The sequence below is a fragment of the Acinetobacter seifertii genome (assembly GCF_000368065.1).
GTDB lineage: Bacteria > Pseudomonadota > Gammaproteobacteria > Pseudomonadales > Moraxellaceae > Acinetobacter > Acinetobacter seifertii.
Genome location: NZ_KB851200.1, coordinates 855,174 through 878,849, shown reverse-complemented (window position 1 = coordinate 878,849; position 23,676 = coordinate 855,174). Strand labels below are relative to the sequence as shown.

At 38.1% G+C, this 23,676-nt stretch carries 20 protein-coding genes, 4 pseudogenes and 1 other annotated feature; of the genes and pseudogenes, 12 read left to right on the top strand and 12 right to left on the bottom strand.

Annotation, left to right across the window (positions count from 1 at the left end; translation table 11 throughout):
- Positions 1-127 precede the first annotated feature (127 nt).
- Positions 128-1,480, top strand: coding sequence for a PepSY-associated TM helix domain-containing protein (locus F985_RS11575; RefSeq protein WP_004701115.1), 1,353 nt, complete (start codon positions 128-130; stop codon positions 1,478-1,480).
- A gap of 71 nt (positions 1,481-1,551) precedes the next feature.
- On the opposite strand, the gene F985_RS11570 is transcribed toward F985_RS11575, so the two are convergent.
- The 5 genes from F985_RS11570 to F985_RS11550 form a co-directional block, all read right to left on the bottom strand.
- On the bottom strand, positions 1,552-2,580 hold the full coding sequence (locus tag F985_RS11570; protein WP_025469120.1) for a Csu type fimbrial protein: 1,029 nt from the start codon (positions 2,578-2,580) through the stop codon (positions 1,552-1,554).
- Positions 2,571-4,979, bottom strand: coding sequence for a fimbria/pilus outer membrane usher protein (locus F985_RS11565; RefSeq protein ID WP_081401356.1), 2,409 nt, complete (start codon positions 4,977-4,979; stop codon positions 2,571-2,573). Before F985_RS11565 ends, F985_RS11570 begins: the two co-directional genes overlap by 10 nt.
- A 40-nt stretch (positions 4,980-5,019) precedes the next feature.
- Positions 5,020-5,727, bottom strand: a complete 708-nt coding sequence (locus tag F985_RS11560) for a fimbrial biogenesis chaperone (RefSeq protein ID WP_004701109.1) — start codon at positions 5,725-5,727, stop codon at positions 5,020-5,022.
- Between the two features lie 90 nt (positions 5,728-5,817).
- A complete protein-coding gene (locus F985_RS11555) occupies positions 5,818-6,348 on the bottom strand; it encodes a Csu type fimbrial protein (RefSeq protein WP_004701106.1) in 531 nt (176 codons plus the stop codon).
- A 529-nt stretch (positions 6,349-6,877) separates the two neighbouring features.
- Positions 6,878-7,309 carry a hypothetical protein gene (locus tag F985_RS11550; protein ID WP_004701104.1) on the bottom strand — a complete coding sequence of 144 codons (432 nt, stop codon included), beginning with the start codon at positions 7,307-7,309 and terminating at the stop codon, positions 6,878-6,880.
- Positions 7,310-7,849: 540 nt separating this feature from the next.
- Between F985_RS11550 and F985_RS11545 the strand changes: the two genes are divergently transcribed.
- The 9 genes and pseudogenes from F985_RS11545 to F985_RS11510 all read left to right on the top strand — a co-directional run.
- Positions 7,850-9,523 carry an FMN-binding glutamate synthase family protein gene (locus tag F985_RS11545; protein WP_004701102.1) on the top strand — a complete coding sequence of 558 codons (1,674 nt, stop codon included), beginning with the start codon at positions 7,850-7,852 and terminating at the stop codon, positions 9,521-9,523.
- 209 nt (positions 9,524-9,732) lie between these two features.
- Complete coding sequence (locus F985_RS11540) at positions 9,733-10,788, top strand: linear amide C-N hydrolase (protein WP_004701100.1); 1,056 nt, start codon at positions 9,733-9,735, stop codon at positions 10,786-10,788.
- A gap of 64 nt (positions 10,789-10,852) precedes the next feature.
- Positions 10,853-11,011, top strand: a pseudogene (locus F985_RS25695) (hypothetical protein); the annotation flags it as partial.
- A gap of 69 nt (positions 11,012-11,080) precedes the next feature.
- Entirely contained in the window at positions 11,081-11,509 is a 429-nt protein-coding gene (tnpA, locus tag F985_RS11535; protein WP_000364662.1) for an IS66-like element accessory protein TnpA, read from the top strand.
- Positions 11,506-11,841: an IS66 family insertion sequence element accessory protein TnpB gene (gene tnpB / locus F985_RS11530; protein WP_000618090.1), complete on the top strand. Its 336-nt coding sequence runs from the start codon at positions 11,506-11,508 to the stop codon at positions 11,839-11,841. The genes tnpA and tnpB overlap by 4 nt, the downstream gene beginning before the upstream one ends.
- A gap of 74 nt (positions 11,842-11,915) precedes the next feature.
- Entirely contained in the window at positions 11,916-13,562 is a 1,647-nt protein-coding gene (locus F985_RS11525; RefSeq protein WP_001094416.1) for an IS66-like element ISAba17 family transposase, read from the top strand.
- A gap of 96 nt (positions 13,563-13,658) precedes the next feature.
- On the top strand, positions 13,659-15,665 hold the full coding sequence (locus F985_RS11520) for an esterase/lipase family protein (RefSeq protein WP_004701098.1): 2,007 nt from the start codon (positions 13,659-13,661) through the stop codon (positions 15,663-15,665).
- A gap of 252 nt (positions 15,666-15,917) precedes the next feature.
- Positions 15,918-16,268 (top strand): annotated as a pseudogene (locus F985_RS11515) (MutS N-terminal domain-containing protein); the annotation flags it as partial.
- Positions 16,264-16,629, top strand: a pseudogene (locus tag F985_RS11510) (hypothetical protein); the annotation flags it as partial. The pseudogenes F985_RS11515 and F985_RS11510, both read left to right, overlap by 5 nt.
- Positions 16,630-16,689: 60 nt before the next feature.
- Here F985_RS11510 and F985_RS11505 read toward each other — a convergent pair.
- The 5 genes from F985_RS11505 to F985_RS11485 all read right to left on the bottom strand — a co-directional run bounded on the left by F985_RS11505 (position 16,690) and on the right by F985_RS11485 (position 20,939).
- Positions 16,690-17,718, bottom strand: a complete 1,029-nt coding sequence (locus tag F985_RS11505) for an alpha/beta hydrolase (protein ID WP_004701095.1) — start codon at positions 17,716-17,718, stop codon at positions 16,690-16,692.
- On the bottom strand, positions 17,718-18,848 hold the full coding sequence (locus F985_RS11500) for a YdcF family protein (RefSeq protein ID WP_004701094.1): 1,131 nt from the start codon (positions 18,846-18,848) through the stop codon (positions 17,718-17,720). Before F985_RS11500 ends, F985_RS11505 begins: the two co-directional genes overlap by 1 nt.
- Before the next feature lie 4 nt (positions 18,849-18,852).
- Positions 18,853-19,887: a UDP-N-acetylmuramate dehydrogenase gene (murB, locus tag F985_RS11495; protein WP_004701093.1), complete on the bottom strand. Its 1,035-nt coding sequence runs from the start codon at positions 19,885-19,887 to the stop codon at positions 18,853-18,855.
- A gap of 19 nt (positions 19,888-19,906) precedes the next feature.
- Positions 19,907-20,410 (bottom strand): low molecular weight protein-tyrosine-phosphatase, encoded by a 504-nt coding sequence (locus F985_RS11490; protein WP_004701092.1) that lies wholly within the window; start codon positions 20,408-20,410, stop codon positions 19,907-19,909.
- Positions 20,411-20,711: 301 nt separating this feature from the next.
- A complete protein-coding gene (locus tag F985_RS11485; protein WP_004701091.1) occupies positions 20,712-20,939 on the bottom strand; it encodes a tautomerase family protein in 228 nt (75 codons plus the stop codon).
- A gap of 62 nt (positions 20,940-21,001) precedes the next feature.
- Here F985_RS11485 and F985_RS11480 point away from each other — a divergent pair, with 62 nt between their 5' ends.
- A complete protein-coding gene (locus F985_RS11480; RefSeq protein ID WP_004701090.1) occupies positions 21,002-21,469 on the top strand; it encodes a winged helix-turn-helix transcriptional regulator in 468 nt (155 codons plus the stop codon).
- Positions 21,470-21,731: 262 nt separating this feature from the next.
- On the opposite strand, the pseudogene F985_RS26120 reads toward F985_RS11480, so the two are convergent.
- A pseudogene (locus F985_RS26120) lies at positions 21,732-21,866 on the bottom strand (cysteine hydrolase family protein); the annotation flags it as partial.
- Positions 21,867-21,911: 45 nt separating this feature from the next.
- Here F985_RS26120 and F985_RS11470 point away from each other — a divergent pair.
- A protein-coding gene (locus F985_RS11470) for an IS3 family transposase (RefSeq protein WP_085945696.1) occupies positions 21,912-23,131 on the top strand; the annotation gives its coding sequence in 2 pieces (ribosomal slippage) (positions 21,912-22,188 and positions 22,188-23,131; 1,221 coding nt in all).
- Positions 22,187-22,303, top strand: a sequence feature (AL1L pseudoknot). (Overlaps the previous gene by 117 nt.)
- Here F985_RS11470 and F985_RS11465 read toward each other — a convergent pair.
- Positions 23,128-23,586 (bottom strand): cysteine hydrolase family protein, encoded by a 459-nt coding sequence (locus tag F985_RS11465; RefSeq protein ID WP_004701089.1) that lies wholly within the window; start codon positions 23,584-23,586, stop codon positions 23,128-23,130. The two genes, F985_RS11470 and F985_RS11465, sit on opposite strands and share 4 nt — an antisense overlap.
- Positions 23,587-23,676: the final 90 nt, after the last annotated feature.

Below are 23,676 nucleotides of genomic sequence, written 5' to 3'. Positions count from 1 at the left end.
TATTTATTTAAAAAAGCCTTTCTTACAAGTGCTTAGATATACAAAACACCCTCATCCCTTAATTATTTTAAAATTTAAGAATAAAGTAGATATACTTCACACCAAAGTTTGTTTGATACTCCTCAACATGCCTCATACCCCTAGCTTTTGGCGTAGTCTTTTTCGTCTTGTGCATATTTATGCTGGTATTTTTATTGCCCCATTTATATTCATTGCGGCATTTACAGGTCTTCTATATGCAATTACTCCTCAGATAGAACAATCTATCTATAAAGATACATTGTATGTTCAGCCTTTAAATAAAGATCCCTACTCACTAAGCCAACAGGTTGAGACAGCAAAAAAAGTGATGCCCGAATCTGCACAAATTACAGAAGTTAGGCCAGCTCCAAGCTCCACACAAACAACACGAGTTATTTTTTCTGACAAGGCTCATCATTTAAATAATGAAGCTGTTTTTGTAGACCCTTATACACTCTCTATAAAAGGTCAACTTGCAGTATATGGGACCAGTGGGGTACTTCCATTTCGTACATTCTTAGATCAATTACATAGTAATTTATTATTAGGGAAATGGGGTCGTTTTTATAGTGAGCTTGCAGCAAGCTGGCTGGGCATTTTAACCCTAACGGGCCTATATAGTTGGTGGAAGCGTCGTCAAAATTTTAAAATCAGACAAACATCTAAAAATCGTTTATTAAAATGGCATAGTTCTATCGGCTTGACCCTATTACCACTTTTATTGTTCATTTCGATTACTGGTCTTACATGGTCCCAATGGGCTGGTGATAATATTCGTATCGCTCGTCAATGGTTAAATTGGCAAACACCAACATTAGCCACAACTTTAAATAATGCTCCATTACCCCAAATGTCTCGTGATGAGCATAAAGAACATCATGGTATGGTCATGGAAACTTCGGATTTAGAAATCATACCAACTGAATTCGACTCTGCATTAGCAATTGCTAGAGCAAATGGAATTCATTCAGCCCAAATACAAATCAAACCACCAGTTGATGCAAATCAGGCTTGGACTGTTACTGAACTAAAGCGCAAATGGCCAACTCAAGCGGACAGTGTAGCGATTGATGTACATCAACACAAAGTCATCGACAAACTAGCTTTTAAAGATTACTCGTTATTTGCAAAACTTACACGCTGGGGGGTCGATGCTCATATTGGAGTGTTATTCGGTTGGATCAATCAATTGATACTCGCCTTATATGCTCTTGGGCTATGTATCATGATTATTTACGCATATAAAGCTTGGTTTAAAACATCTAATTTAAAACTTACGACTAGCCATTTTGTTCGCCAAACTTTATTGGTCTGGAAGCGTGCAACTAATCAACAAAAAATATTAACTATACTTACTTTTACTATTTTAGGAATTAGTTTGCCTATTTTCGGATTTAGCTTATTAATCACACTGTTTATATTGCTAATACGAAAACAAAGCTCTCTACAAACTAAATAAGATTCTTAACAAACATACACTTACCAACTCACCATCTGCTTACTTTAAGTGAATAGTGAGTTGGTAAATAATTAATAGGTCACTGTAACAACTATGCTATCTGAATAGTTACCGGGCGTACTTGAAATAGCTGTTCCTTGTGGAATTATTCCGTATACATTTGAAATTTGACTAGTGCCAGATCCTGTCTTTGACACTCCACCAGAACCACCCACCGCTGTTGTACCACCTGTAGCATCCCACACTGTACCATAAGCAGAATCTTTGTATAACTGATAAGGAATATATTGACTGCTTCCATTGGTCATACGTCTAAATCCACCGCTTATACGGTTATTGCCGTCACCCAAATAAATGCTATAAGGTGTTCCATTGTTGCAAGTTGCATTAATCGCACCTTGAGCCGTGTAGTCACGACTTGTTGTACCAATATCACTAATATTGCCAAAATCGACATTTGATGTTGAATCTAGCTGACAGAAACTTGGTACTACATAGTTAGCTGTAATCGTCATATTACCCGAGTCCCAGCCACCACCACTATCACCCTCACATACACTGCTCGAATTTGCTTGCATGTCCCAAAATACTTGAATGGAGCCAATATAAGTCCCTACCGGATAGGCTGTTAAAGAGCCCGATCTTGCTGGAACTTTAACACTTACTGAGTAACTAATAATATTACTCGGTGCCACCGTAGTAACAGGACCATACCAAACATTTGAAGTTTGATTTGTAGTAGAAGAACCTGCTCCACCTACAGTTGCAATAACCGTATAAGGTAATGAAACATTACTATTTGAAGTAGTTGCACCAGTAAATACCGTTTTCATGCACATATATTTTGATATTTGAGCAGTAGTTCCACCGTTCGTACAGCGAATAGTTCCTGTATAAGTAATGGTAGCGTCACTATTAATCGTTGCTGCTGTATAATTATAAGTACTATTTGTGATTCCAGTTACCGTACAGGCAGCATGTGCTGAACTAAAAAAAGCATAAAGTACAAATAACAATAAACTAGCTAAAACATACTTTAAAGTAGATGAAAACTTTTTGGCTAGCATGTAGGAACTATGACTTACAATACTTATTGACATACATAAGGCCCCAATTTTTTAGCACTGTATTGCTGACTTTCGTAAGTGAAATTAACTTGACATGAACCATGATCAAGAAGGTCTATTTCAAGTTTATTTTGCTTTAATAGGTTTGGAACGAAGACCTCACCATCATAGCCCACTACGGCATCTTGTTGTCCATTAATTCGGACGCTATAACCCGGTAACAATGGCGAGTTATTTTTATCTACAACTTTGACTAATCCTGAAACAACTCGATGAGCACCAAAGTCAACTAAAGTTCCTTGGCGATAGCCCACAAGTGCTGTTCGATTGGTCGTTGTCACATCCCATTCGAGTGGTAAATAAGATGGGTCTAGATAGATATGATGAGATTGATACGGTCTTAAATTCGCAATTAAGAATCTTCCTGACTTATCTGTCTCTCCTAAATTTACTCCACCATTTATAATTTGGCTTTTCGGTCCAGCATTGGTGACAACAGCATAACCATCTCCAATTTCATTGGCCGCAAATATACGGCCTGCTGCTGCAACTAAAGATCCTGTCGCTGAAAGTGCAACTTGGTCATTATCTCCAATTCGGTTATAGCGACCTGTCAGGTACGCAGCCCGTGCTCGATAAGATCCATAGACCGATGCATTGTTAGCATGTGCATCTTGATCCCGCTCAACATAACCACCCCATCCGAATGAACCAATTTGCGGATCTGTAAATCCATTGATTTCTTGTCTGTAGGTTGTTTTACCACTGTCATTAGATACACTTGTAATTGCATTGACTCTGCTAGATGGCGTATAGCGCAGCGCAAAGTAAATGCCATAGTCCTTATGGTTTTCATAGTCTTTATAAGCTGAACTATAAAAGCCCCAGTTCTTGTTTAAACTTCCGCTTAAGTTAGCAGACAGTAACTTATATGAGTTATCACTGTATTTAATCTGGTTATAGCCGACATAAACACCATAACCCGGATAGAAGTTATAATTAATCCCTACCCTAATAATCTCGTCTGCCAGCGCGCTGTGGTTTAAATAGTTTTGTGATTCAGCATTAATCTGATTTTCTTTTAAATATCGAATTTGCGACACCCGTGCCAAGTCAAAATAGTTATCGAATACTTTACGGTAACTGGTATTAAACGAAATATTTTTGCTAATTCGCCCTTCTAAACCAAGCAGAGCCGAATAGCCGTTTTCATCTTTATACTGACTTGCAGCAATGTCGGCATTAATCACCCCAACACCAAACAGGTTCTTGGCAAAGCCCGTTCCCACGTTGGAAAGACCATCTGTGGAAGCTTCTGCACCACCACTTAAAGTCAGTGAGTTGCTATAACCATAACGAATTGCACCAGAGGCAAAGGTGGCATCATCATAATCATTTGAGTACAGTCCGTAGTTGTAGCGCGGAACCCCAACATCGACTGAAAACTCATTTATACCTTTTGCCAAAATCTTCGATGAAAAGTAATAAGGTTTCTTAGTAATGGTTTGCTGACCTGTTGCATCGGTAGTGACTAGTGTAACTTCATTCCCTGAAATAAACGGGAGCTGCTTCACATCAAATGGACCTGAAGGAACAAGGCCTGAATAAATCTTTTGCTGGTTAACATATAAGTCCAGTGTAGAAGGCAGCGCCGCTGAACCGGAAAACTGTGGCAGCGCCGAGGTAACAATATCACCACGCTGGGTATAGGCACTCGACCACTGCAAACCAGCCAGACGCACACTACTGCCCCAATCAGAACTATTGGAAATAAAATCACCTAGGGTATATATCCTGACTTTTTCAGGGTCTACATATTGCCACTTAGTTTCCAGTCGTACCCATTTTTCATGGCTATAGCTCGTTTCATTACTACCGTTATATAAAACGCCTGATGAAAAATTACCAAGCGCGCTGTTGAAAATCCCTTCTGCCGAACCTGAGAAAATACTCTCATCATTGGTAATGGTGTGATACATGCTGTAATTCAGAATTGCAGCATTTAATGGTTTCATTTTTAGTAAGTTGGTGTTTGTAGTCGGCTGACCAGTTAAGTCAACAGAATAATCACTCAGCATACTCGCAGGAACTTGTAAGTTTAGAGACTGCTCATTTTCCAGATACTTAAACTGGATTCCTTTCAGTTCGTTAATACATACCCATTGGCTGTCAGGGATATGTTCATCCATTTTCAGTCTTAAGGCTTTTAGGTCATGGACGCGTATATATAATTTTCTATCTTGGTCTTGATGTACCGATATTAAGTCGGTAGAAGTATTAGAATTGATAGAAATATTTAAAAATAGTTGTATATAGCCTTTATCAGAACCAGAGGTCTGAAAAGCGGAGTTTGTAACTTCCGGAATATTAGGCAAAGCGGCATTAGTGTTGTCTTGTAATGATTCAGCAAAAGCATGAACCGGCAAGTACATAACACACAAAGCACTTACGAGATATTTCATATGTGCCTCTTTAAAGAGATGCTGGCTTACCGTTAATATTCAATGAAATATTATATTTATGATCAGCTTGGAATTTAAAATCCGGGCTAATATTAAAGTTTCTTGACTTTCCAGAAAGAATATAACCATTTACGGTATTTACTTTAATCGGATAACTTTTATTAGAAGTAGTATCCACAAGTGTTAAATTATTTAAAAGCGCATGGCGATTGCCAACATTACTAATAGTAAGATAAGCATTGTTTTGTTCTTGCTGTATTGACCAACTCAGTTTTGTAATCGCATCTTTATTCACTACAAATACAGGTAATGATGAGCGAAGTAATACATTTACACCTTGAGATGCTTTACGACTATCGATAGGTTTTGGTAATTCATCAAGAATAATACGATAAGTTTTTTCACCAGAAATTGGTTCTGGCTTAATACGGACTACACGCAAATTATAAGAATCATTCGGTTTTAATTTTAAGAAAGGCGGACTAATTGCAATATCATCTGTTGGAATTAATTGATCTTGTCCAGCATTCTGAGTCCATTCAAATATACGTATTTGTAAATCAGCACTTTCATTTGACTGGTTATATAAACTAATTGAGGACGCAGATTGATCACTCAATATTTCAACATTCACAGGAGAAAGACGTATTGAGGCAGCATTTAACACACTAGGCAAAAATAACAATAAACTTGTAGCAACAAAGATATTTTTTTTCATAACTTGCCCAGAATTACTTTTCTCAAATTAAGCTAGAGCTAGCTCTTACAAAAGAGCTAGCGACAACAATGAACAGAACTTATTTAAAAATTAATAAGTCACAGTCACAGTTACTGTATCAACATAGCTACCAGCACTTGGCAAAACTGAACCAGCAGGGATACGGCCATATACGTTCACTGTTTGTACTGAACCAGTACCAGTTCCGCTATAAGCTGTTGTTGCAATACCAATTGCTGTTGCACGGTTAGTATCAGAGAAAAGGTTATAAGGGATATATTCGTTACTTGTTGCTCCGCCAATCATACGGCGTTGAGTAGTCTGAGCATTTTTACCTGCGTCAAACGCCAGCGTCCATGGCACAGTGTTGTTACAAAGGACTTTAATTGCTGTACCACCTGTCGTTGTGGTATCTGCATCTACATTGCTCGCAAGAGAACTTAAAGTACCGAAGTCTAAGATTGCATTTGCAGTTGTGCCTGTAGCTGAAGTATTAAGTACACAGCTATTCGTAATAGTGGCTTTAACAGTTAATGTACCAGTAGCCGTTGCAGCATTTGCGGCGGTGATAGACATTAAACCCATAGCAATTGCAGATAAACCGATGAGAGATTTTTTCATGATTGAAAACCTTTTTACATTACGCCAATAAGAATTAATAGATGTAAAAACTAGCCTTCCCCAATCCAATCACTAGCTTCTTTGACTGTTTTTTCAAAGCGTCTTTTTTTTTACTCTACTGTGCCCGCATCATACAAAAAAACAACAAAAATACAGCTATTCATTTCATTTTAAATATCTATTAACAAGTTAAATTTCGATGGATATCTCAATTATGAGTATTTATATGGTATATACCACTTTTTAAAGAAATTTCCGGTAATTTTATTCAATTTTTTTATTAGTTTTATTAAAAAATCATAAAAATTCACTAGTTAAATTTTACCATCATTTTTTATATTTTATTATTTTTAGAACTAATCCTAGATTAAAAGATTAAAAAATAGACATATTTATAATTCTATATATTTTAAATGAATAAGAAATTAAAATTTAATGAATAAGAATTCTAAGAGTTTAGAACATACTTTGATTGATTTCCTTAACTTTAGAACAAGAGAAAACTATTTATAAAGAAAGAAATACTTGCTTAAGTATTTCTGAATACCAAATGAAAAATGAACCCCAACACACCACCTACCATCGCAAAGCTAAGTTGAACATAAGCCTTTCCGTACCAAGCCAACTTATTAAATTGATAATTTTCACTATATTCATCAATGATCAAAATATTTTTTATGTCCCAAGTATGAAATCCTTTAGGTCTTACTGCAAAAAAATCAAGAATAGGTGTGAAGCCTAAAATAAATAAAATACCTAACAAGGGATAGACAATACTTCCTGGAAAAATAGGTTTCTTTTTTTGTTCCATAGCATCAAAAATGATAGCAACTGCAACTAGACAAGATTCAACTAAAGCAACTTTTTTAAAAGTTTCAAAATCATAACCTAGATAAAACATTAAAACTAATAAAAATACATCAGTAAAAAAAACAGAAATTGTTAATAATTTCCAGCTCATCCCAATTCCCTACTTAATTTTTAGAGTGCTATATAGTTGTAATAAGATCGGTCTAAAATACTATATCAATCTACAAATATTACCAAAAAACAAATCTAAAAAATATCAGATCAACAAGTCAAAATTTACACTTATGATCAAATTACAAGCAAACAAGGCTCTAAGAGCCTAGCTAAATATTTAAGAAAACAGCAATAAGCATAAAAAACTATTTTTTATAATATTAAAGCTCGGTTTAAAAAAATTTATTTCTGTAATTATTCACATATTTAAAATTAATAAACGCTCATATTAAAAGTATAATATATAAATATTATTAAAATTATTCCTAATCTAAAACTTAATAATATCTAAAATATCCAAATTTAAAAAAATGAGTAAATAGTGCTCTGGGCATATAAGAATATTAAACTTTTTAATCTTAAGCATCATCGACTACTTTTGACCTCCACGTCATTGAAACTAACAATTCCATACTTGTAGTTTAAGTTTCTTCTTGGCAAGGTATCTACCAGTAAAACATTAGGAATTTGTTCACATATGGCGAGTCCAGCACAAATTATTCGACATAAATTTCTCAATACATTTTTTTCACGCCATTCTCTCTGGTTCTTATGTATTTTTACTGCACTTAGTATCACTTGGTTCAGAACTGTATATACCCCACATAGTATCTATTATTTTATTTCTGATACTTTACTCAATGGATTATGGGTGCTTACAGGTGTATTAAGTCTACTAGGCTTATATGATGTATTACAGAATAGGCACTCTATCTTAAGAAATTACCCGATCATGGGCCATTTTCGTTTTCTATTTGAAGACATACGTCCTGAAATTCGCCAATATTTCATTGAAGCCGACCAAGATGCACTACCCTTCTCGCGCATGCAAAGAAGTTTAGTTTATCAACGTGCTAAAAATGAAAATGCAGATAAACCTTTTGGTTCAATTATTAACGTATATCAAGAAGATTACCGATTTATTGTTCATTCAATTAGCCCATGTCCACCGGCAGACCCAAAGAGCTTTCGGATTCAAATTGGTAATAGCCAATGCCTTCAACCGTATAGCGCTTCTATTATGAATATTTCTGCCATGAGTTTCGGTAGTTTAAGTGCAAATGCAATACGCGCATTAAACAAAGGAGCACAATTAGGCGGGTTTTATCACGATACAGGTGAAGGTAGCCTCAGTCCTTATCATTTAGAAAATGGTGGTGATATTGTTTGGCAAATTGCCAGTGGCTATTTTGGTTGCCGTACTTTAGATGGAAAATTTGACGAGCAAAAATTTGCTAAACAATCTCAACTACCACAAATCAAGATGATTGAGTTAAAGCTTTCACAAGGTGCTAAACCCGGGCATGGCGGCATTTTACCTAAGCATAAAATTACTGCTGAAATTGCCGAAATTCGTGGTGTCTCACGGGATCACGATTGTATTTCTCCAGCAAAACATTCAAGTTTTTCTACACCAATTGAAATGATGCACTTTTTGCAAAAGTTACGCACTTTATCTGGCGGCAAACCTGTTGGTTTTAAACTGTGTATTGGGCAACCTTGGCAATTTATGAGCATTGTGAAAGCAATGCTTGAAACCAAAATTGTTCCTGATTTTATTGTAGTAGATGGCTCTGAAGGTGGAACTGGCGCAGCGCCAATTGAGTTTAGTGATTATATTGGAACACCGTTACGTGAAGGCCTACGTTTTGTACATAATACACTTGTAGGTGCAGGGTTAAGAGACCAAGTTAAAATTGGTGCAAGTGGTAAAATTATTAGTGCATTTGATATTGCTAGCACATTTGCATTAGGTGCAGATTGGGTCAATTCAGCACGAGGATTCATGTTCGCAGTTGGATGTATTCAAGCTCAAAGTTGCCATACGAATCAGTGTCCTGTAGGTGTAGCAACCCAAGATAAAGATCGCCAAAAAGCCTTACATGTGCCCACTAAAGCAGAACGTGTATTTAATTTTCATAAAAATACATTACATGCTTTATCTGAAATGATTGCTGCTGCTGGCTTACGCCATCCTTCGGATATTAAAGCCCACCATTTGGCACAACGTGTAAATGACCGTGAAATTAAGAATTATGCTCAATTGCACTTTTTCTTAAAAGATGGAGAGCTTTTACAATCTGAACTTAATAATGATGGTGATAATTTTTATTACCGAATGTGGAATATGGCTGATGCCAACCATTTTTAATTTATATTAACTTGATAATTTGAGCATCATAGTTAAGTGTGATGCTCTTTTCTATTTTAAACTTATATGTGATTTCTACTTAAATTAGTTTCTTATTTTAGTTTGTATTTAATGTATTTTTCACCTACTATAAAAGTATAAATAATACACATACTTTAATTTTATTAAATAAATATCCTCAAATTGTTATAACAAGAAGGTGTATTCTCATGTTAAAGAAAACATTCATTTCATCTTTTGTCGCATTGGCTGTAGGTTTAAGTAGCTATGCAGTTGCTTGTACACGTGCAGTTTATTTAGGCAATAATCAACATGTTATTACTGCTCGCTCGATGGACTGGAAGGTTGATACGGGTACAAATTTATGGATTTTGCCAAGTGGTGTTGCCCGTGATGGAAGTGCAGGATCTAAATCAATAAAATGGACTTCTAAGTATGGCAGCGTTATTGCAACCGGTTACGAAGTCTCTACGACCGATGGAATGAATGAGGCTGGTTTAGTTGCAAATGTATTATGGCTAGTTGAATCTCAATATCCCGATGTAAAAAAATCAAATAAACCACTGTTAAGTATTGCCGCTTGGGCACAATATGTACTTGATAATTTCGCAACCGTAGATGAAGCTGTTAAAGCCCTTGAGAAAGAACCTTATACAATTGTGACAGATAGCGTTCCAGGTGAAACGAGATTAACGACACTACATTTATCTATTTCAGATAAAACGGGTGATAGCGCAATTATTGAATACATTGGTGGCAAGCAAGTTATTCACCACAGCCGAAGTTATCAAATCATGACTAACTCACCTACTTTTGATAAACAATTGGCATTGGCAGAATATTGGAAACAAATTGGTGGTACCGTTATGCTTCCTGGTACAAACCGAGCTTCTGACCGTTTTGCTCGCGCTTCATTCTATATCAATGCAATTCCTAAAAATGATGATATGAAACAAGCGCAGGCTTCTGTCTTTAGCGTAATTCGTAATGCATCGGTTCCATACGGTTTAAACACACAAGAAGAGCCTAATATTTCATCGACTCGCTGGAGAACTGTTGCAGACCATAAACAGATGCTTTATTTTTTTGAGTCAGCCTTATCACCAAATGTATTTTGGGTTGACTTAAAGAAAATAAATTTTAAAGACGGTAAAACGCGAAGACTTGATCTTGGACCTGAGCAGAGCCATATCTATGCAGGTGACGCGACATCTGAATTTAAAGTTACGAAACCATTTGCTTTTTTAAGTCCAAAAACTCTTTAATGAGGGGTAAAATTTATCATCTTTAAGATAAATAATATTAAACGTGCTTTCTTGGAATTACATTATGAAAAAAGCCCTATTTTTATTAGGTACTTGTTTACTTACAGCAGCTTGTAGCACAACCTCGTATAAGTCTAATACCACGACAGCAACATCTGAGCTAAAAACAGCTGGTCAGCTTAATTGCTTACCTACAGAACTTTGTCCAAGCGTAAGCGTCCGCTGAACCCCACTTTTTCTAACTCATTAATACCGCGATAGTGTCCACTTAAATTTAAGTGGACACCTATTTATGGATTTAAAGACAGTTATAGACAGTGCACCAACGCTAAAAAAGCCCCGTCGAACCTTCACAGCTGAATTTAAACATCAACTTATTCAGCAATGCCAGCAGCCAGATACATCAGTGGCCAAGGTAGCAATGCAACATCAGATCAATGCCAATCTGCTACATAAATGGATTCGTCAGTCCAGATCAATGCCCCCTGCATTAAAAACCCCATCCATTCCACAGACTGACTTTCTTCCGGTCATTCTTCACCCGACTCCAGTCAAACAAGAAGCACCTCTACCACCTGTGCCAGAGAAGAAAGCTGTCGCTCATATCAGGATTCCATTACATGAGGCACCAAGTTCCGCAAGGGATCAGATGATCGAGATCGACTGGCCGGTGGAGTCAGTAACTGAATTACTGTTGCTGATCCAGGGTTTGACTCAATGATTCGTATTGATGAGATCTGGTTGTCTACCCAGCCGATGGACATGCGTGCAGGGATGGATACAGCCATGGCTCAGGTGCTGAGAGCCTTTGGCTACATCAAACCGCATTGCGCTTACCTGTTCTGTAATAAGCGTGGCCATCGTATGAAAGTGCTGGTGCATGATGGACTGGGTATCTGGCTGTGTGCCCGGCGGCTGGAACAGGGGAAATTCCACTGGGCTAAAGTTCACCAGGGTGAAAGTATGGCGATCAGCCCGGAGCAGTTACAGGCACTGATCCAGGGTTTGCCCTGGCAAAGAATCGGACTGCAGCAAGTGGTAACAATGCTCTAAACCAGGCTCATCCATTCTGCTATTCTCCAAACGTTCTATTTCCTCTGCATCATGACCTCAGGCATACTGCGGTCATGAATACGCTGCCTGATTTAAGCCAACTGACCCATGAACAACTGCTGGAATTTACCAGACAGTTGGCGATGCAGCATCAGTCTCTGGCACAATCTAAACAACAACTGGAACAATCAAATCAGCAATTAGATGCCAGAGTTCAACATCTTGAAGTCACCAATCAGCAATTAGATTCTAAAGTTCAACATCTTTCTATTCTCAATCAAAAATACGAGCATGAGCTTGCACTATTTAAACAGCATAAATTCGGCAGTAAAAACGAACATCTAACCGCAAAACAAATCCATCTCTGGGATGAAGCGGTTGAAGAAGATATTGCAGCGGTTGATCTGGAACTGGAACGACTGAATGCAGATAAAACCAATGCAGCTGCACAGAAAGCCCCAGTCAACAAACCTAAACGTCGGCTGTTGCCAGATCATCTACACACCCTCCGTATTGAGCATGAACCTGAATCAACACAATGCAGTTGTGGCTGTACCTTGCGTCGTATCGGTGAAGATGTCAGTGAAAAACTGAATTTCAGACCGGCACAGTTCTATAAGGAACAGCATGTGCGTGGTAAATGGGTCTGTGATCAGTGTGACACTCTGACTCAGCAAGCGATGCCAGCCTATGTGATTGATAAAGGCATTGCTTCACCTGAATTGCTTAGCCATGTGCTGGTGTCAAAGTATGCCGATCATTTGCCTTTGTACCGTCAACGTCAAATCTTTCTACGCGCAGGTGTTGATCTGTCTAGATCAACGTTATCTGACTGGATTGGCCGCTGTGGGGTGGAACTGGAACCTCTGGCCAATGCCTTAAAACAGGTGGTACTGCAACAGCAGGTGATCCATGCAGATGAAACACCGGTGACGGTCATGCAGATGGGTGAAAATGAGAAAAAGCCCAAAAAAGGTTATGTCTGGGCCTATGCCAGCACACAGTACAATCCAGTTCAGGCAGTGATCTATGACTTTCAAGATAGCCGTTCTGGCCAGCATGCTGAAGACTTCCTGAAAGGCTGGCAGGGTCATTTGGTCTGTGATGATTACAGTGGTTATAAAGCACGCTTTAGATCAGGTCAGGTCATTGAGGTGGGCTGCATGGCACATGCACGTCGTAAATTCCATGAACTACATGTGACCAAGAAAAGTCAGGTCGCTGAACAGGCATTAGTGCTGATTCAGAAATTATATGCGATAGAAGCAGAATTAAGAAAAAAGACGGATGGTACAGCGGAAGACCGCTGCGAATACCGACAACAGCATAGTCAACCGGTCATGCAACAACTATATGAATGGCTCAACCAACATCAGCTGACGGTGCCATCGAGTTCTCCAACCGCCCGGGCGATCAATTACAGCCTAAAACGTTGGACTGCTTTAAGCCGCTATCTGGATGATGGCAATCTACCCATTGACAATAATTGGATAGAGAACCAAATGCGTCCCTGGGCCTTGGGGCGTAAGAACTGGCTATTTGCAGGTTCGCTGCGCAGTGGTCAACGAGCTGCCAATATCATGACTTTAATCCAGTCAGCAAAGCTGAATGGCTTGGATCCGTATGCCTATTTAAGTGATGTGCTGAAAAGGTTGCCAACACATAAAGTGCCCCAAATAGAAGAATTACTACCTCACCGCTGGAAACCTGAACCCCGTTAAAACTTGGCGATGGCGTTCAGCGGATGCTTACATAAATCCGAGAATTATCGTATGATTTAAAAAATTCAAAAGAATAAACGGTAGTCGACGCTTTTTATGCCTAAATACATCCGTAGCACCTTGATGATGACCACTCTCGTTTCGCTTTTGAGTGGTTGCCAAGTGGTCAGTGTGAAAAATCAATCACTGAACGTCACGATTACCAATGAGCGTGAGAGTATTTTAACGCGGGATAAGCTCAGTGAAGCGAGTCTAAACGTGCTGTCTATGACGGGTAGAGAAGCCAAAATCTGTTCAGAGCAACCTGAAGAATGTGTCAGCGAACTCAAACAGATTCCACAAATTCAGGATGAACAGCTCCTCTCTACTGCCAGCGAGCTGTATCTCGCTAAAGCACTTTCCTTAGAAAAATCATCTGCCTGTAAAGTCAGTATTTTAGCCAAGACACAGTCTGAAGAAAAACAGGCACTGCAAAAACAAAACTACCAAAGCTGCCTAGATCAACAACTCGGCATGCTGGATAAAAGCATTCGCTACAGTTATGCCTACATGTTTAACACCAAACGTGGCCCCCAAGACCGTATTTTTGATAACCGACAAGTCCAACTCCGTGACTTTTATAACCAAGCTATCGCTAAGCTTGTAAATAGTTATCGCTTACGCCATGGGCCATCTGAAGTCGGCAATCAAATAAAAGTGGGGCAAAGTATTTACCGCATAAATTATGACAACTACCCACTTTTAAAAAACCGTCAAGTTGAACAACTGATGTCAACTTACAATATGAACTTTTCAGGCCTACGCTCTATCACACGTCGCGATGGTTTTGGTTCAGAGTTTCTGATTGTCCTCCCACCCGAGCACAATGACACCTCACCAGAAAAAGCCAAATATATTGTCGATCCACTGCATTATCAGTACACCAATGGTCGTAATCCTAACATTCACAATGCCCGTTATTTAGCAGCGACTATTACCGCACAACCACGCTCTGCATCCAATATCGATGAGATCTTAAACAACCCTGAGTTTGAAATCTCAGCTTATGATCCCTATAAGTTTGAATCTGCGAAAATTGCAGGCAAAAGTTACCCTCTTGCTGCAAACTTTTCTGCGCCTTATGGCTTATGGTTGGCACAAAACAATTTAGGTAAAGCCGCGTATTTATCACTGATTGATCGTGATGCACGCCTCACTATGCCGCACCTATACATGCTTGAGCCGTACAACCCAAATAAAAAAGTGGTGGTGCTCGTTCACGGACTAGCCAGTAGTCCAGAGGCATGGATTCGTTTGACGAATGATGTCATGGGCGATCCCGTGCTACGTGAACACTATCAAGTCTGGCAAGTGTTCTACTCGACCAATATGCCAATTTTGGAAAGTCGTTTCCAAATCTATGCAATCATTCAACAAAGTTTTAATTTGGTCGATAGCAAAGCGCCTGCCAAAAAGGATGCCGTGCTAGTGGGTCATAGTATGGGCGGTATTATTGCGCGGCTTTTGGTAAGCGATGCTGACTTAACCCCTGCGGCAATGAAACTGCTACCCAATCGACGTGTGCAACAATTTAAAAATGATCCTCTGTTTAAATCGCGCCTCGACATTCAACCGATTCCAAATTTCAGTCGGGCCATTTTCTTAGCAGCGCCACATCGTGGGACAGAGTTTGCTGACCGCTGGTTTACCCTCGCGGCGCGTAAAGTCATTCGTCTACCAGGTGCATTTTTGGGGGCACTGACCGATGTTATACAAAGTAGTGACCCTGACCTACAAGAATTTATTAAAGATGTAGATAATGGACTCATACAAAATGGGCCAAGTGATCTCAGCAAGAACTCTAACTTCACTCGGTTAACTAAAAACGTCGTTCCATACAAAGGCATGAAATTCCACAGCATCATGGGGAATGCGACCAAAAGTGATGACATCAATATCATTACAGACGATGTCGTGCCTTATACGAGTGCCCATCTAGATGGTGCATTGTCTGAGAAGATTATTAAAGGTGGACATTCTATTCAAGAAACGCCTGAAGCTGTTCTTGAGTTACGTCGTATCCTACGGTTGCAGCTGACTGAACTCGGTCTGTATAAGCCTTAAATCTTAAAAAGCCTAAACAGATGTTTAGGCTTTTTTATTTTTGCTTTACACCTAATGCCTACAGCAATAATCACTTGGCTGTTTAACAACTGTTCGCTTTATAGATGATTTATTGTTTAGTCGTTTTCAATTTTGCTAAGATATTGCCATTCATACAATAGCTGTTCATAGCGCATAAATACACACGGTAAGCGGTGTCGCTCGGTCTATTTTTATATTGTGCATTTTCAAAGATTTAAGGATTTCACCTACATGAGCAATTCGGGAATCATAACTGATTTGTCCACACTCACACCCATGATGCAACAGTACATGGGCGTCAAAATGCAACATCCGCACTCTTTGATGTTCTATCGTATGGGTGACTTCTACGAGCTGTTCTTTGAAGATGCACACAAGGCCGCTAAACTTCTCGGGATTACCCTGACCCATCGTGGCAAAGCCAATGGTGAACCCATCCCTATGGCAGGTGTTCCTTACCATGCAGCTGAAGGCTACCTTGCTCGCTTGGTGAAAAAAGGCGAAACCGTCGTCATTTGCGAGCAAATTGGTGAGGTTACAGGTAAGGCCCCTGTTGAACGTGGCGTTGTCCGGATTATTACGTCCAAGCTTACTGGTTAAATGGAATGAAAAACAGAAAAATCAAGTTCGTGTAGATGTTCATTTAAGTAGTAGTTACAACTTCTATGATATTAATTCGTTAGTATTTGATATCGATGGAAAGCAGTTTAGTTATAAACCAGCTCAAGCTACTGAGAAAACGAATGTTAGTCGACTTGTTCCTAAGCACTCGACGACATACTTTATTATTCCAAGTCAATTCTTACAGGAATTTAAAAATGCTCAAAACATTAATGTTCTAGTTAAAACTGACAAAGGTATTATTGAGCGCAATATGTATTCTCCACAGAAACAATCTTCGGTCTATAAAAACTTCGTTGAGCTTTATCAGAGTTTAAAATAATCATCTGATTTAATTAACTGATGCACTCAATCTATTGACTAGATTGAGTGCATTACTTTTTTAATAATAAAAATGCTTTGGCTTTGCATGTAAAAAGGCTGGAATCAAACCTGTTAAAGCTGCACGTATATCTGCACGCTCATTAATTAATTGATGAGACCCTTCTTCAAGCATTAATAAGGTTTGAAGCCTAAACTTACGGCGAATAAACTCAATGTTATAACGCCAATCTACTGTTTGATCTAATGCACCTTGCGCCAACCAGACAGGAATACGACAAGCAGGTCGTTCTTCCATTTCCTGCATCCATTTCGACATTGCCAAAATCCAGTCCATCCCCATCATGCGTGGCTGCAATGGGTCTTTTAAACGAATAAAACGTAAAAATTCAGGATTATGATTATTACGTCTAAAGTGTCTTGGTACTTGGCGTTTAATGCGGCGAATAATGCCAAGTCCCACTGGATTATGCCACCATGCTGTTTTAGCTGGGCGAATTAAAGGTGAAAGTAATAAAACTCTGTCAACAATTGGATCTTGGCGTTTTTCTGCATACTCAAGCAAATGATGCATCCAAATTGCACCACCCGTACTTTGACCTATCCCTACCCAAGGTTTAGGTAACTGATCTGCATGTTTAACATATCGATAAACAGCCATCAGAACTTGTTGGTAATGATCAAAATTTTGAATACTTGCTGGTGAACCATTACTTAAACCATGACCAGGTAAGTCATAGGTAATTACACTAAAACCCTGTTCAAGTATTTCACGAATAATTGGCTGATATATTCCACTATGTTCAAGATAACCATGTAATAAACAGACAGTTCCTTGTACTTTGTCTAATTTAGGCTTAAAAACTTGAACATGCAGACGGAATAAAGGCATTTGGACATAGCCTTGCCAGTGATCACAGTCGAGTAAATGTAAACCGTATAATTTGCGATATGCTAAAAGTTCACGAGAAGGTTCTTCTAATGTATTTAAATTAAGAGGGCTTAAAACTTGCGGAGTGAGATCACGGTTAGGTACCGGTAAATCTAATTGTTTTAATACGGCAGGATTGAGAAATGGGATCTCAGACATTAAGGCACCTCTCGACAATCACTTGAACCAAATAGCATGTCACGAATTGTCGCAAGTAATTCATAATTTGCACGACGACTATGATCGTAGTTTTGTACACTCGGTTGCCAACGTGTAAGTGCTGTTGGCATTGGGGCAATAACAGGAATCGTTTCAATACCATTCAAAGCAAATAAGCGACGTGTACGCGGCATATGATATTCATCTGTGACTAACATTACCGTAGGAGCACCACCTTTCTTTTGAAGCAGTAACGAACTAAAACGAGTATTTTCACAAGTATTCATACTTTTTTGTTCTAATAACTTTGCATCGACCCCACGCTTTTTTAGCCATGTCTGCATATAGGGTGCCTCAACACCACTCAACACAATCGGGAGGTCATTTTGTTGCTCAACTTCTAACGTTTTTTCCAGTCTTAAACGTGTATAACTATTAACTACAATGTCTTTGCCATTTTTATCTAAAGTTAAACCACCACCTAACACCACAATTGCATAAGGTTCTGACATTTTTTTTGGTTGAGGTTGAAGTGTATTTTTACTGACATCTTCAACTTTCTGCTCAGGCTCGCTTACCGCTTTTTGATGCTCGGGTACTACAGGTTTTCTTGTCAAAAACTCTGTGTATTGTTCTGTAAGCGCTTTATTTTCTGAGCTGTTAATAAAAAGTGCTTCATCAATAGGACCACTTGTTTCATCAGCTGCATCTATTTCTGAGTTTTTAGCAACTAAAGGAACACTTACAGCTGAAGTTTCTTGCTCTTCTTCCATTTCTTGTTCTTTTTCTTCTAAAAGAATAATTTGCTGCAAAGCTTTATAGTTTTCTTGTATGTAGCCCAAATCTGCTGCTTTTTTCTCACGTAAAGCATCTTCGGTCAACTTTAAATAAGCTTGACGAGCAATCCATAAATTTGAACCTGGCTCTAAGTTATCATGTTCACTTAAGGCAGCTTTTCTCTGGCTTTCCGCAGCCACTTCATTCACATCCACAGGCACAAAATAGTTAAGCCCAGCTACAATAAGTTTTGAATAAAATGGTGAATATAAAAAAACTACGAAACAGCCTAATAGTACAAATAGCACAGTGACTACTTGTACAAAACGTACCATTAAATGTACTTTTGGCATAAAACTATTCCGTATGATTTTCAATTAAACCTAAACTGTTATAAAGCACAGGTTCTGGTTCTAACATAACATGGAAATGCTGATCAACATCATGCTGTACAGCCTGATAAGTTTTCTTCACATCAGCAAGAGATGCATTGGCATAATTCACCAAAACCAATGCTTGTTTGTGAAACATACCCACCACACCCAACTGCTTACCTTTCCAACCTGCTTGATCAATTAACCAACCAGCTGCAATTTTAACGTTACCGTTAGCTTGAGGATAATGTGGAATTGTTGAAAATTGTGTGATTAAACGTTCAAATTCTTGCGCATTTACTATTGGGTTTTTAAAGAAACTTCCTACATTTGGATATTCTTTAGGATCAGGAAGTTTACTTTGTCGAATGTTAATAACCTGATTTTGTAAATTTTCAGCAGTTAGATTGTCTCCAACTGCCTGCTTTAAATCACCATAATTTAACTTTAAATGAGGCTGCTTAGGTAATTTAAAGGTGACATGCGTAATGATGTAGCGTGTCGGATCATCTTTAAAAATGCTATGTCTATAAGAAAAATGACAGTCTGCTGCTAAAATTGATTTGATCTCTTTAAATTGCCGGTCATAAACTTGCACTGACTCAATGAACTCACCAACTTCAACGCCATAAGCACCAATGTTCTGTACTGGTGAAGCACCAACTAATCCAGGAATAAGTGCTAAATTTTGCAATCCATACCAGTTCTGCTTAGTACTATATAAAACAAAATCGTGCCAAACCTGCCCTGCACCTACTTTGACTTGAACAAAATCCTGATTTTCAGATAAAACTTCTATACCTTGAATATCAAGATGTATAACTAGCGCATTAATTTGCTGCGGCAACAACATATTACTACCGCCAGACAAAACAAGTACGTTTAACTCATGCTGTTTAGCAAAATCCAAAGCAGCTTTAATATCTTCGATAGATGTGATTTTAGTGTAATGAGAAGCTGTCACATCTAAACTTAAAGTGTTGAATGGCTTAAGCTGTACTTGATTTTGAATTTGCATTGTATTGAAAAACCTATTCCTAAACATTCAACTGTTTTTTTAAGATATTAACCCACGCTAAAGTACTTGATTCACATTGGTCAAGTACACGCTCAAAGCCTTCCTCACCACCATAATAAGGATCAGGCAAAGCTTGTTTTGGATATTGCGGATCATGCTCACTCATTAATGCAATTTTTGCTCGAATTTGATGACTGCCAAATTGAAATATAGCGTTTTGTAGCAAATCATGAATATCTTCAAAGTTTTGATGATCCATTGCCAAAATCAAATCAAAATCTAAAAAATCTCGAGTTGAAAGTTGTCTAGCACGTAAAGACGACAAATCATAGCCTCTTTTTTTAGCATGCATTTGGCTACGCTGATCAGGTGCTTTATTTGGATGATAATTGCTCGTTCCAGCCGAATCGACGATTACATTGAGTTGATGCTTATCACAATAATGTCTGAAAACCACTTCAGCGGTGGGTGAGCGGCAAATATTTCCTAAACAGACACATAAAACCTTATATTGTGTTTCCATTAGAAATTAGTTCCAAACATTTGAATTACATAAAAATAAACAGATTGCTTGCAAAATTACTGCAAAATTCCCACAAGCTACATATCTGGTCAAGTCTTTCTTGACCCTAATGGCCTGTTGCATTTTGTCAAAACTCAGTTGGGTTGAAAAGGAAAATAATGTTTATCAATAGATTAAAAGTTGATAAATCAGGCGATAAAGTCGCTAAACTTTTATTTTGAATTTAATTAGAAATAGCAATCATATTTTGAATAAAATCATATTCAATTATAAAAGCCCTACTCATAGGGCTTTTGATAAATCATTTTGCTGAAGTCATTAACTCGATCATTTCCTTCGTTGGCCTTAAGCTCCCTAATTGCCACTGCTCAGGTGGATATTCATCAATTCGAATCCAGACATGTTCCCGAAAAGCAGGATTACCTTTACCTTCTATTTCTACAAATAAGTCTGTTATGCGTTTAAAAAGTTCAGCCTTACTGTCTTTATCGAGTAAACCTTCTATAGTTTGTATATTTATAAATGGCATAATGCTACCTGAATTAATGCTGGGTCTTAATTAAAGACCCATCCTAATTGGAGCCTTCTCTAATGTCAAATCAATTTATTCCAGAACATAAATTTCCCGTAGACGTCTGTGGGATATTCAAAATTACAGAAATATTGAATGACAGATGGACGATCTTATTATTAAGAGAAGCTTTCTATGGGGTAACGAAATTTAATGATTTTTTAGAAAATACAGGTATATCAAAGCAAGTTTTAACCGATCGTCTCAAACATCTTGTCCAATTAGAAATATTCGAGCTATCAATTTATAAAGAAGTTGGCGTACGAGAGCGTAAAGAATATTTACTCACTAAAAAAGGTAAAAGCCTAAATATTGTTCTACTCGCGATGCTTGAGTCAGGTGGTAATTTTATTGAAGAAGGTAAAGATGTAGTCAAAGTTTTTGCTAAAAGTACCGATGAAGAACTGAAATTAAAACTTGTTGATTCATCTAATCAAGTTATAGATTTGAAGAATTTGGAACTTAAACTCATCCATTCTAAAAAATAAATTTCTACATCTTAAGTTCAGTGATGCAAGTTCGGAAAGCTATCATATTAAAAATAAAAAAAGCCTACTCTTTCAAGTAGGCTTCCCCTTATGACTTTTGCGCTGATCATTAAGGTTTATTGTTGTTTAAAGCAACCCCATGATCTTACAGAAATACTTAAAAATAAAAAAGACATTTTGAGTTTGCTAAATCATGCCCTTGTAAGACTATTCAAACACCTATCAGAGCACTTATCTTTACGATTTTATTTATAAATTAAAACTAACAGATAAGCTCTTCTGTAGTGTTTACCTTAGCGAAAGCATTCCTAAAAATCTGGTTGTGATGATCAATTATATATTGGGCACTTAAATGTATTGAATCAAATGTAGTATGTGCATCAGAGGCTACCTGAACCGTACCGGGTTTGTCGGAGACCACTTTTCTTGAGAGAATGTCCCGATGAAAAAAGTAAAATACACCCCTGAAATCAGAGATAGAGCGGTTCAATTATTGATTGAATCCGAAAAAGATTATCCTTCTACTTGGGCTGCAATCACAGCAATTGCTCCCAAGATTGGCTGTACTCCTGAAACACTACGTTCCTGGCATCAGAAGCATTTGAATCAACAGAATCCAATTAAAGTACAGCAGCTTTCAGACCAAGAACGCATTAAACAACTTGAACGCGAAAATAAAGAACTGCAGCGAGCCAATGAAATTCTACGTAAAGCAGCTGCTTTTTTCGCCCAGGCGGAGCTCGACCGCCCACACAAATAATGGTGGATTTCATTCATAACCATAAAGACCTATACGGTGTTGAGGCGATTTGTAGAATTCTACCAATCGCAACTTCAACCTATTATCGAACTTTAGATCTTGCGGACAATCCAGAACATCGAGCGAAAAGAGATCTACATGACCTGCATCATGCTGAACAAATTAAACGAATTTGGCAGGAAAGTTCAGGTCGGTATGGTGTACGTAAAGTCTGGCAAAAACTGAAACGGGAAGGTTATATTGTTGCGCGCTGTACAGTTGCTCGATTGATGCAACAGCTAGGAATACAAGGTGTTTGGCGTGGTAAGAACAAACAAACGACACGTAGCAGAGATGATCAAAAACGAGCAGCCGACTTGGTGAAACGGAATTTTAGTGCTGATCATCCAGATCAGCTGTGGGTCGCAGACTTCACATATATTCAAACCCATTCAGGCTGGGTGTATACCGCCTTTATGATTGATGTTTTCTCACGGGCAATTGTTGGCTGGAAAGTATCAACACGGATGAATACAGACATGGTCCTTGATGCACTGGAACAAGCGTTACATGCTCGCGGTATGCCAAAGAATGTAATTCATCATTCCGACAGAGGCGTGCAATACCTTTCTATTCGTTACACCCATCGTTTGGAAGCAGCAAATTTACGAGCATCAGTCGGTACAACTGGTGATTCATACGATAATGCTTTGGCTGAAACGGTGAATGGCTTATACAAAACAGAGGTGATTGAATATTTAAAAGCAGATTGGCAAGGTTTAGCAGATGTACAACTTGCGACACTAAACTGGGTAGATTGGTTCAATAAAAAGCGTGTACACAGTGCACTGGGTTATGTATCGCCTTTTGAGTTTGAAGCAATGTACTATGATAAGATTAACCCGTTAGGTCAGGTGGCCTAACTTAAATAAAAAAGTCTCCGACAAACCCGGTACGGTTCAACCATTACTTTATATCCAGCCTCTGAGGCAGCTCTAATAGTCGTGTCTATACAATATTCAGTTTTCATTCCAGTTACTATAATTTGTTCAATATCAAGTCTCTCTAACAGTTCTTTTAAGTCCGTATTCTTAAAGCTACTCGGATAAGTTTTCTCAATAACAAAATCTTTATCTGAATTAAAAGATAAGTCTGCTATTAGTTGAGTATTCGGACTATCTGGATCTAAGGGTGTATTTTTGTCACCCACATGACGGACAAAAATAATAGGTCTGTTATTCAATCGGTGATGTTCTATCAGCTTAAGAATATTTGAAAGTATGAGTTGATGGTTACAAGGTTTCGACTTTGCATTGAATAGGCCATTTTGCATATCAATAACAAGTAAAGCTGATTTTGAGTTATGACTTTTATCCATAATCTTTCTCTGTAAAAAACCAATAATGTGCAGAGAAAAATAAACCCAGCCATTATTGGCTGGGTTTGGTTATCTTATTAAGTCGCTCTA

Coding starts and splice junctions, on each gene's coding strand:
- F985_RS11555 (WP_004701106.1), bottom strand. CDS start 6,348: ATGAAAAAATCTCTCATCGGTTTATCTGCAATTGCTATGGGTTTAATG.
- tnpA (WP_000364662.1), top strand. CDS start 11,081: ATGGATTTAAAGACAGTTATAGACAGTGCACCAACGCTAAAAAAGCCC.
- F985_RS11560 (WP_004701109.1), bottom strand. CDS start 5,727: ATGAAAAAAAATATCTTTGTTGCTACAAGTTTATTGTTATTTTTGCCT.
- tnpB (WP_000618090.1), top strand. CDS start 11,506: ATGATTCGTATTGATGAGATCTGGTTGTCTACCCAGCCGATGGACATG.
- murB (WP_004701093.1), bottom strand. CDS start 19,887: ATGCAAATTCAAAATCAAGTACAGCTTAAGCCATTCAACACTTTAAGT.
- F985_RS11525 (WP_001094416.1), top strand. CDS start 11,916: ATGAATACGCTGCCTGATTTAAGCCAACTGACCCATGAACAACTGCTG.
- F985_RS11545 (WP_004701102.1), top strand. CDS start 7,850: ATGGCGAGTCCAGCACAAATTATTCGACATAAATTTCTCAATACATTT.
- F985_RS11520 (WP_004701098.1), top strand. CDS start 13,659: ATGCCTAAATACATCCGTAGCACCTTGATGATGACCACTCTCGTTTCG.
- F985_RS11485 (WP_004701091.1), bottom strand. CDS start 20,939: ATGCCATTTATAAATATACAAACTATAGAAGGTTTACTCGATAAAGAC.
- F985_RS11570 (WP_025469120.1), bottom strand. CDS start 2,580: ATGTCAATAAGTATTGTAAGTCATAGTTCCTACATGCTAGCCAAAAAG.
- F985_RS11540 (WP_004701100.1), top strand. CDS start 9,733: ATGTTAAAGAAAACATTCATTTCATCTTTTGTCGCATTGGCTGTAGGT.
- F985_RS11480 (WP_004701090.1), top strand. CDS start 21,002: ATGTCAAATCAATTTATTCCAGAACATAAATTTCCCGTAGACGTCTGT.
- F985_RS11500 (WP_004701094.1), bottom strand. CDS start 18,848: ATGCCAAAAGTACATTTAATGGTACGTTTTGTACAAGTAGTCACTGTG.
- F985_RS11490 (WP_004701092.1), bottom strand. CDS start 20,410: ATGGAAACACAATATAAGGTTTTATGTGTCTGTTTAGGAAATATTTGC.
- F985_RS11565 (WP_081401356.1), bottom strand. CDS start 4,979: ATGTACTTGCCGGTTCATGCTTTTGCTGAATCATTACAAGACAACACT.
- F985_RS11575 (WP_004701115.1), top strand. CDS start 128: ATGCCTCATACCCCTAGCTTTTGGCGTAGTCTTTTTCGTCTTGTGCAT.
- F985_RS11505 (WP_004701095.1), bottom strand. CDS start 17,718: ATGTCTGAGATCCCATTTCTCAATCCTGCCGTATTAAAACAATTAGAT.
- F985_RS11465 (WP_004701089.1), bottom strand. CDS start 23,586: ATGGATAAAAGTCATAACTCAAAATCAGCTTTACTTGTTATTGATATG.
- F985_RS11550 (WP_004701104.1), bottom strand. CDS start 7,309: ATGAGCTGGAAATTATTAACAATTTCTGTTTTTTTTACTGATGTATTT.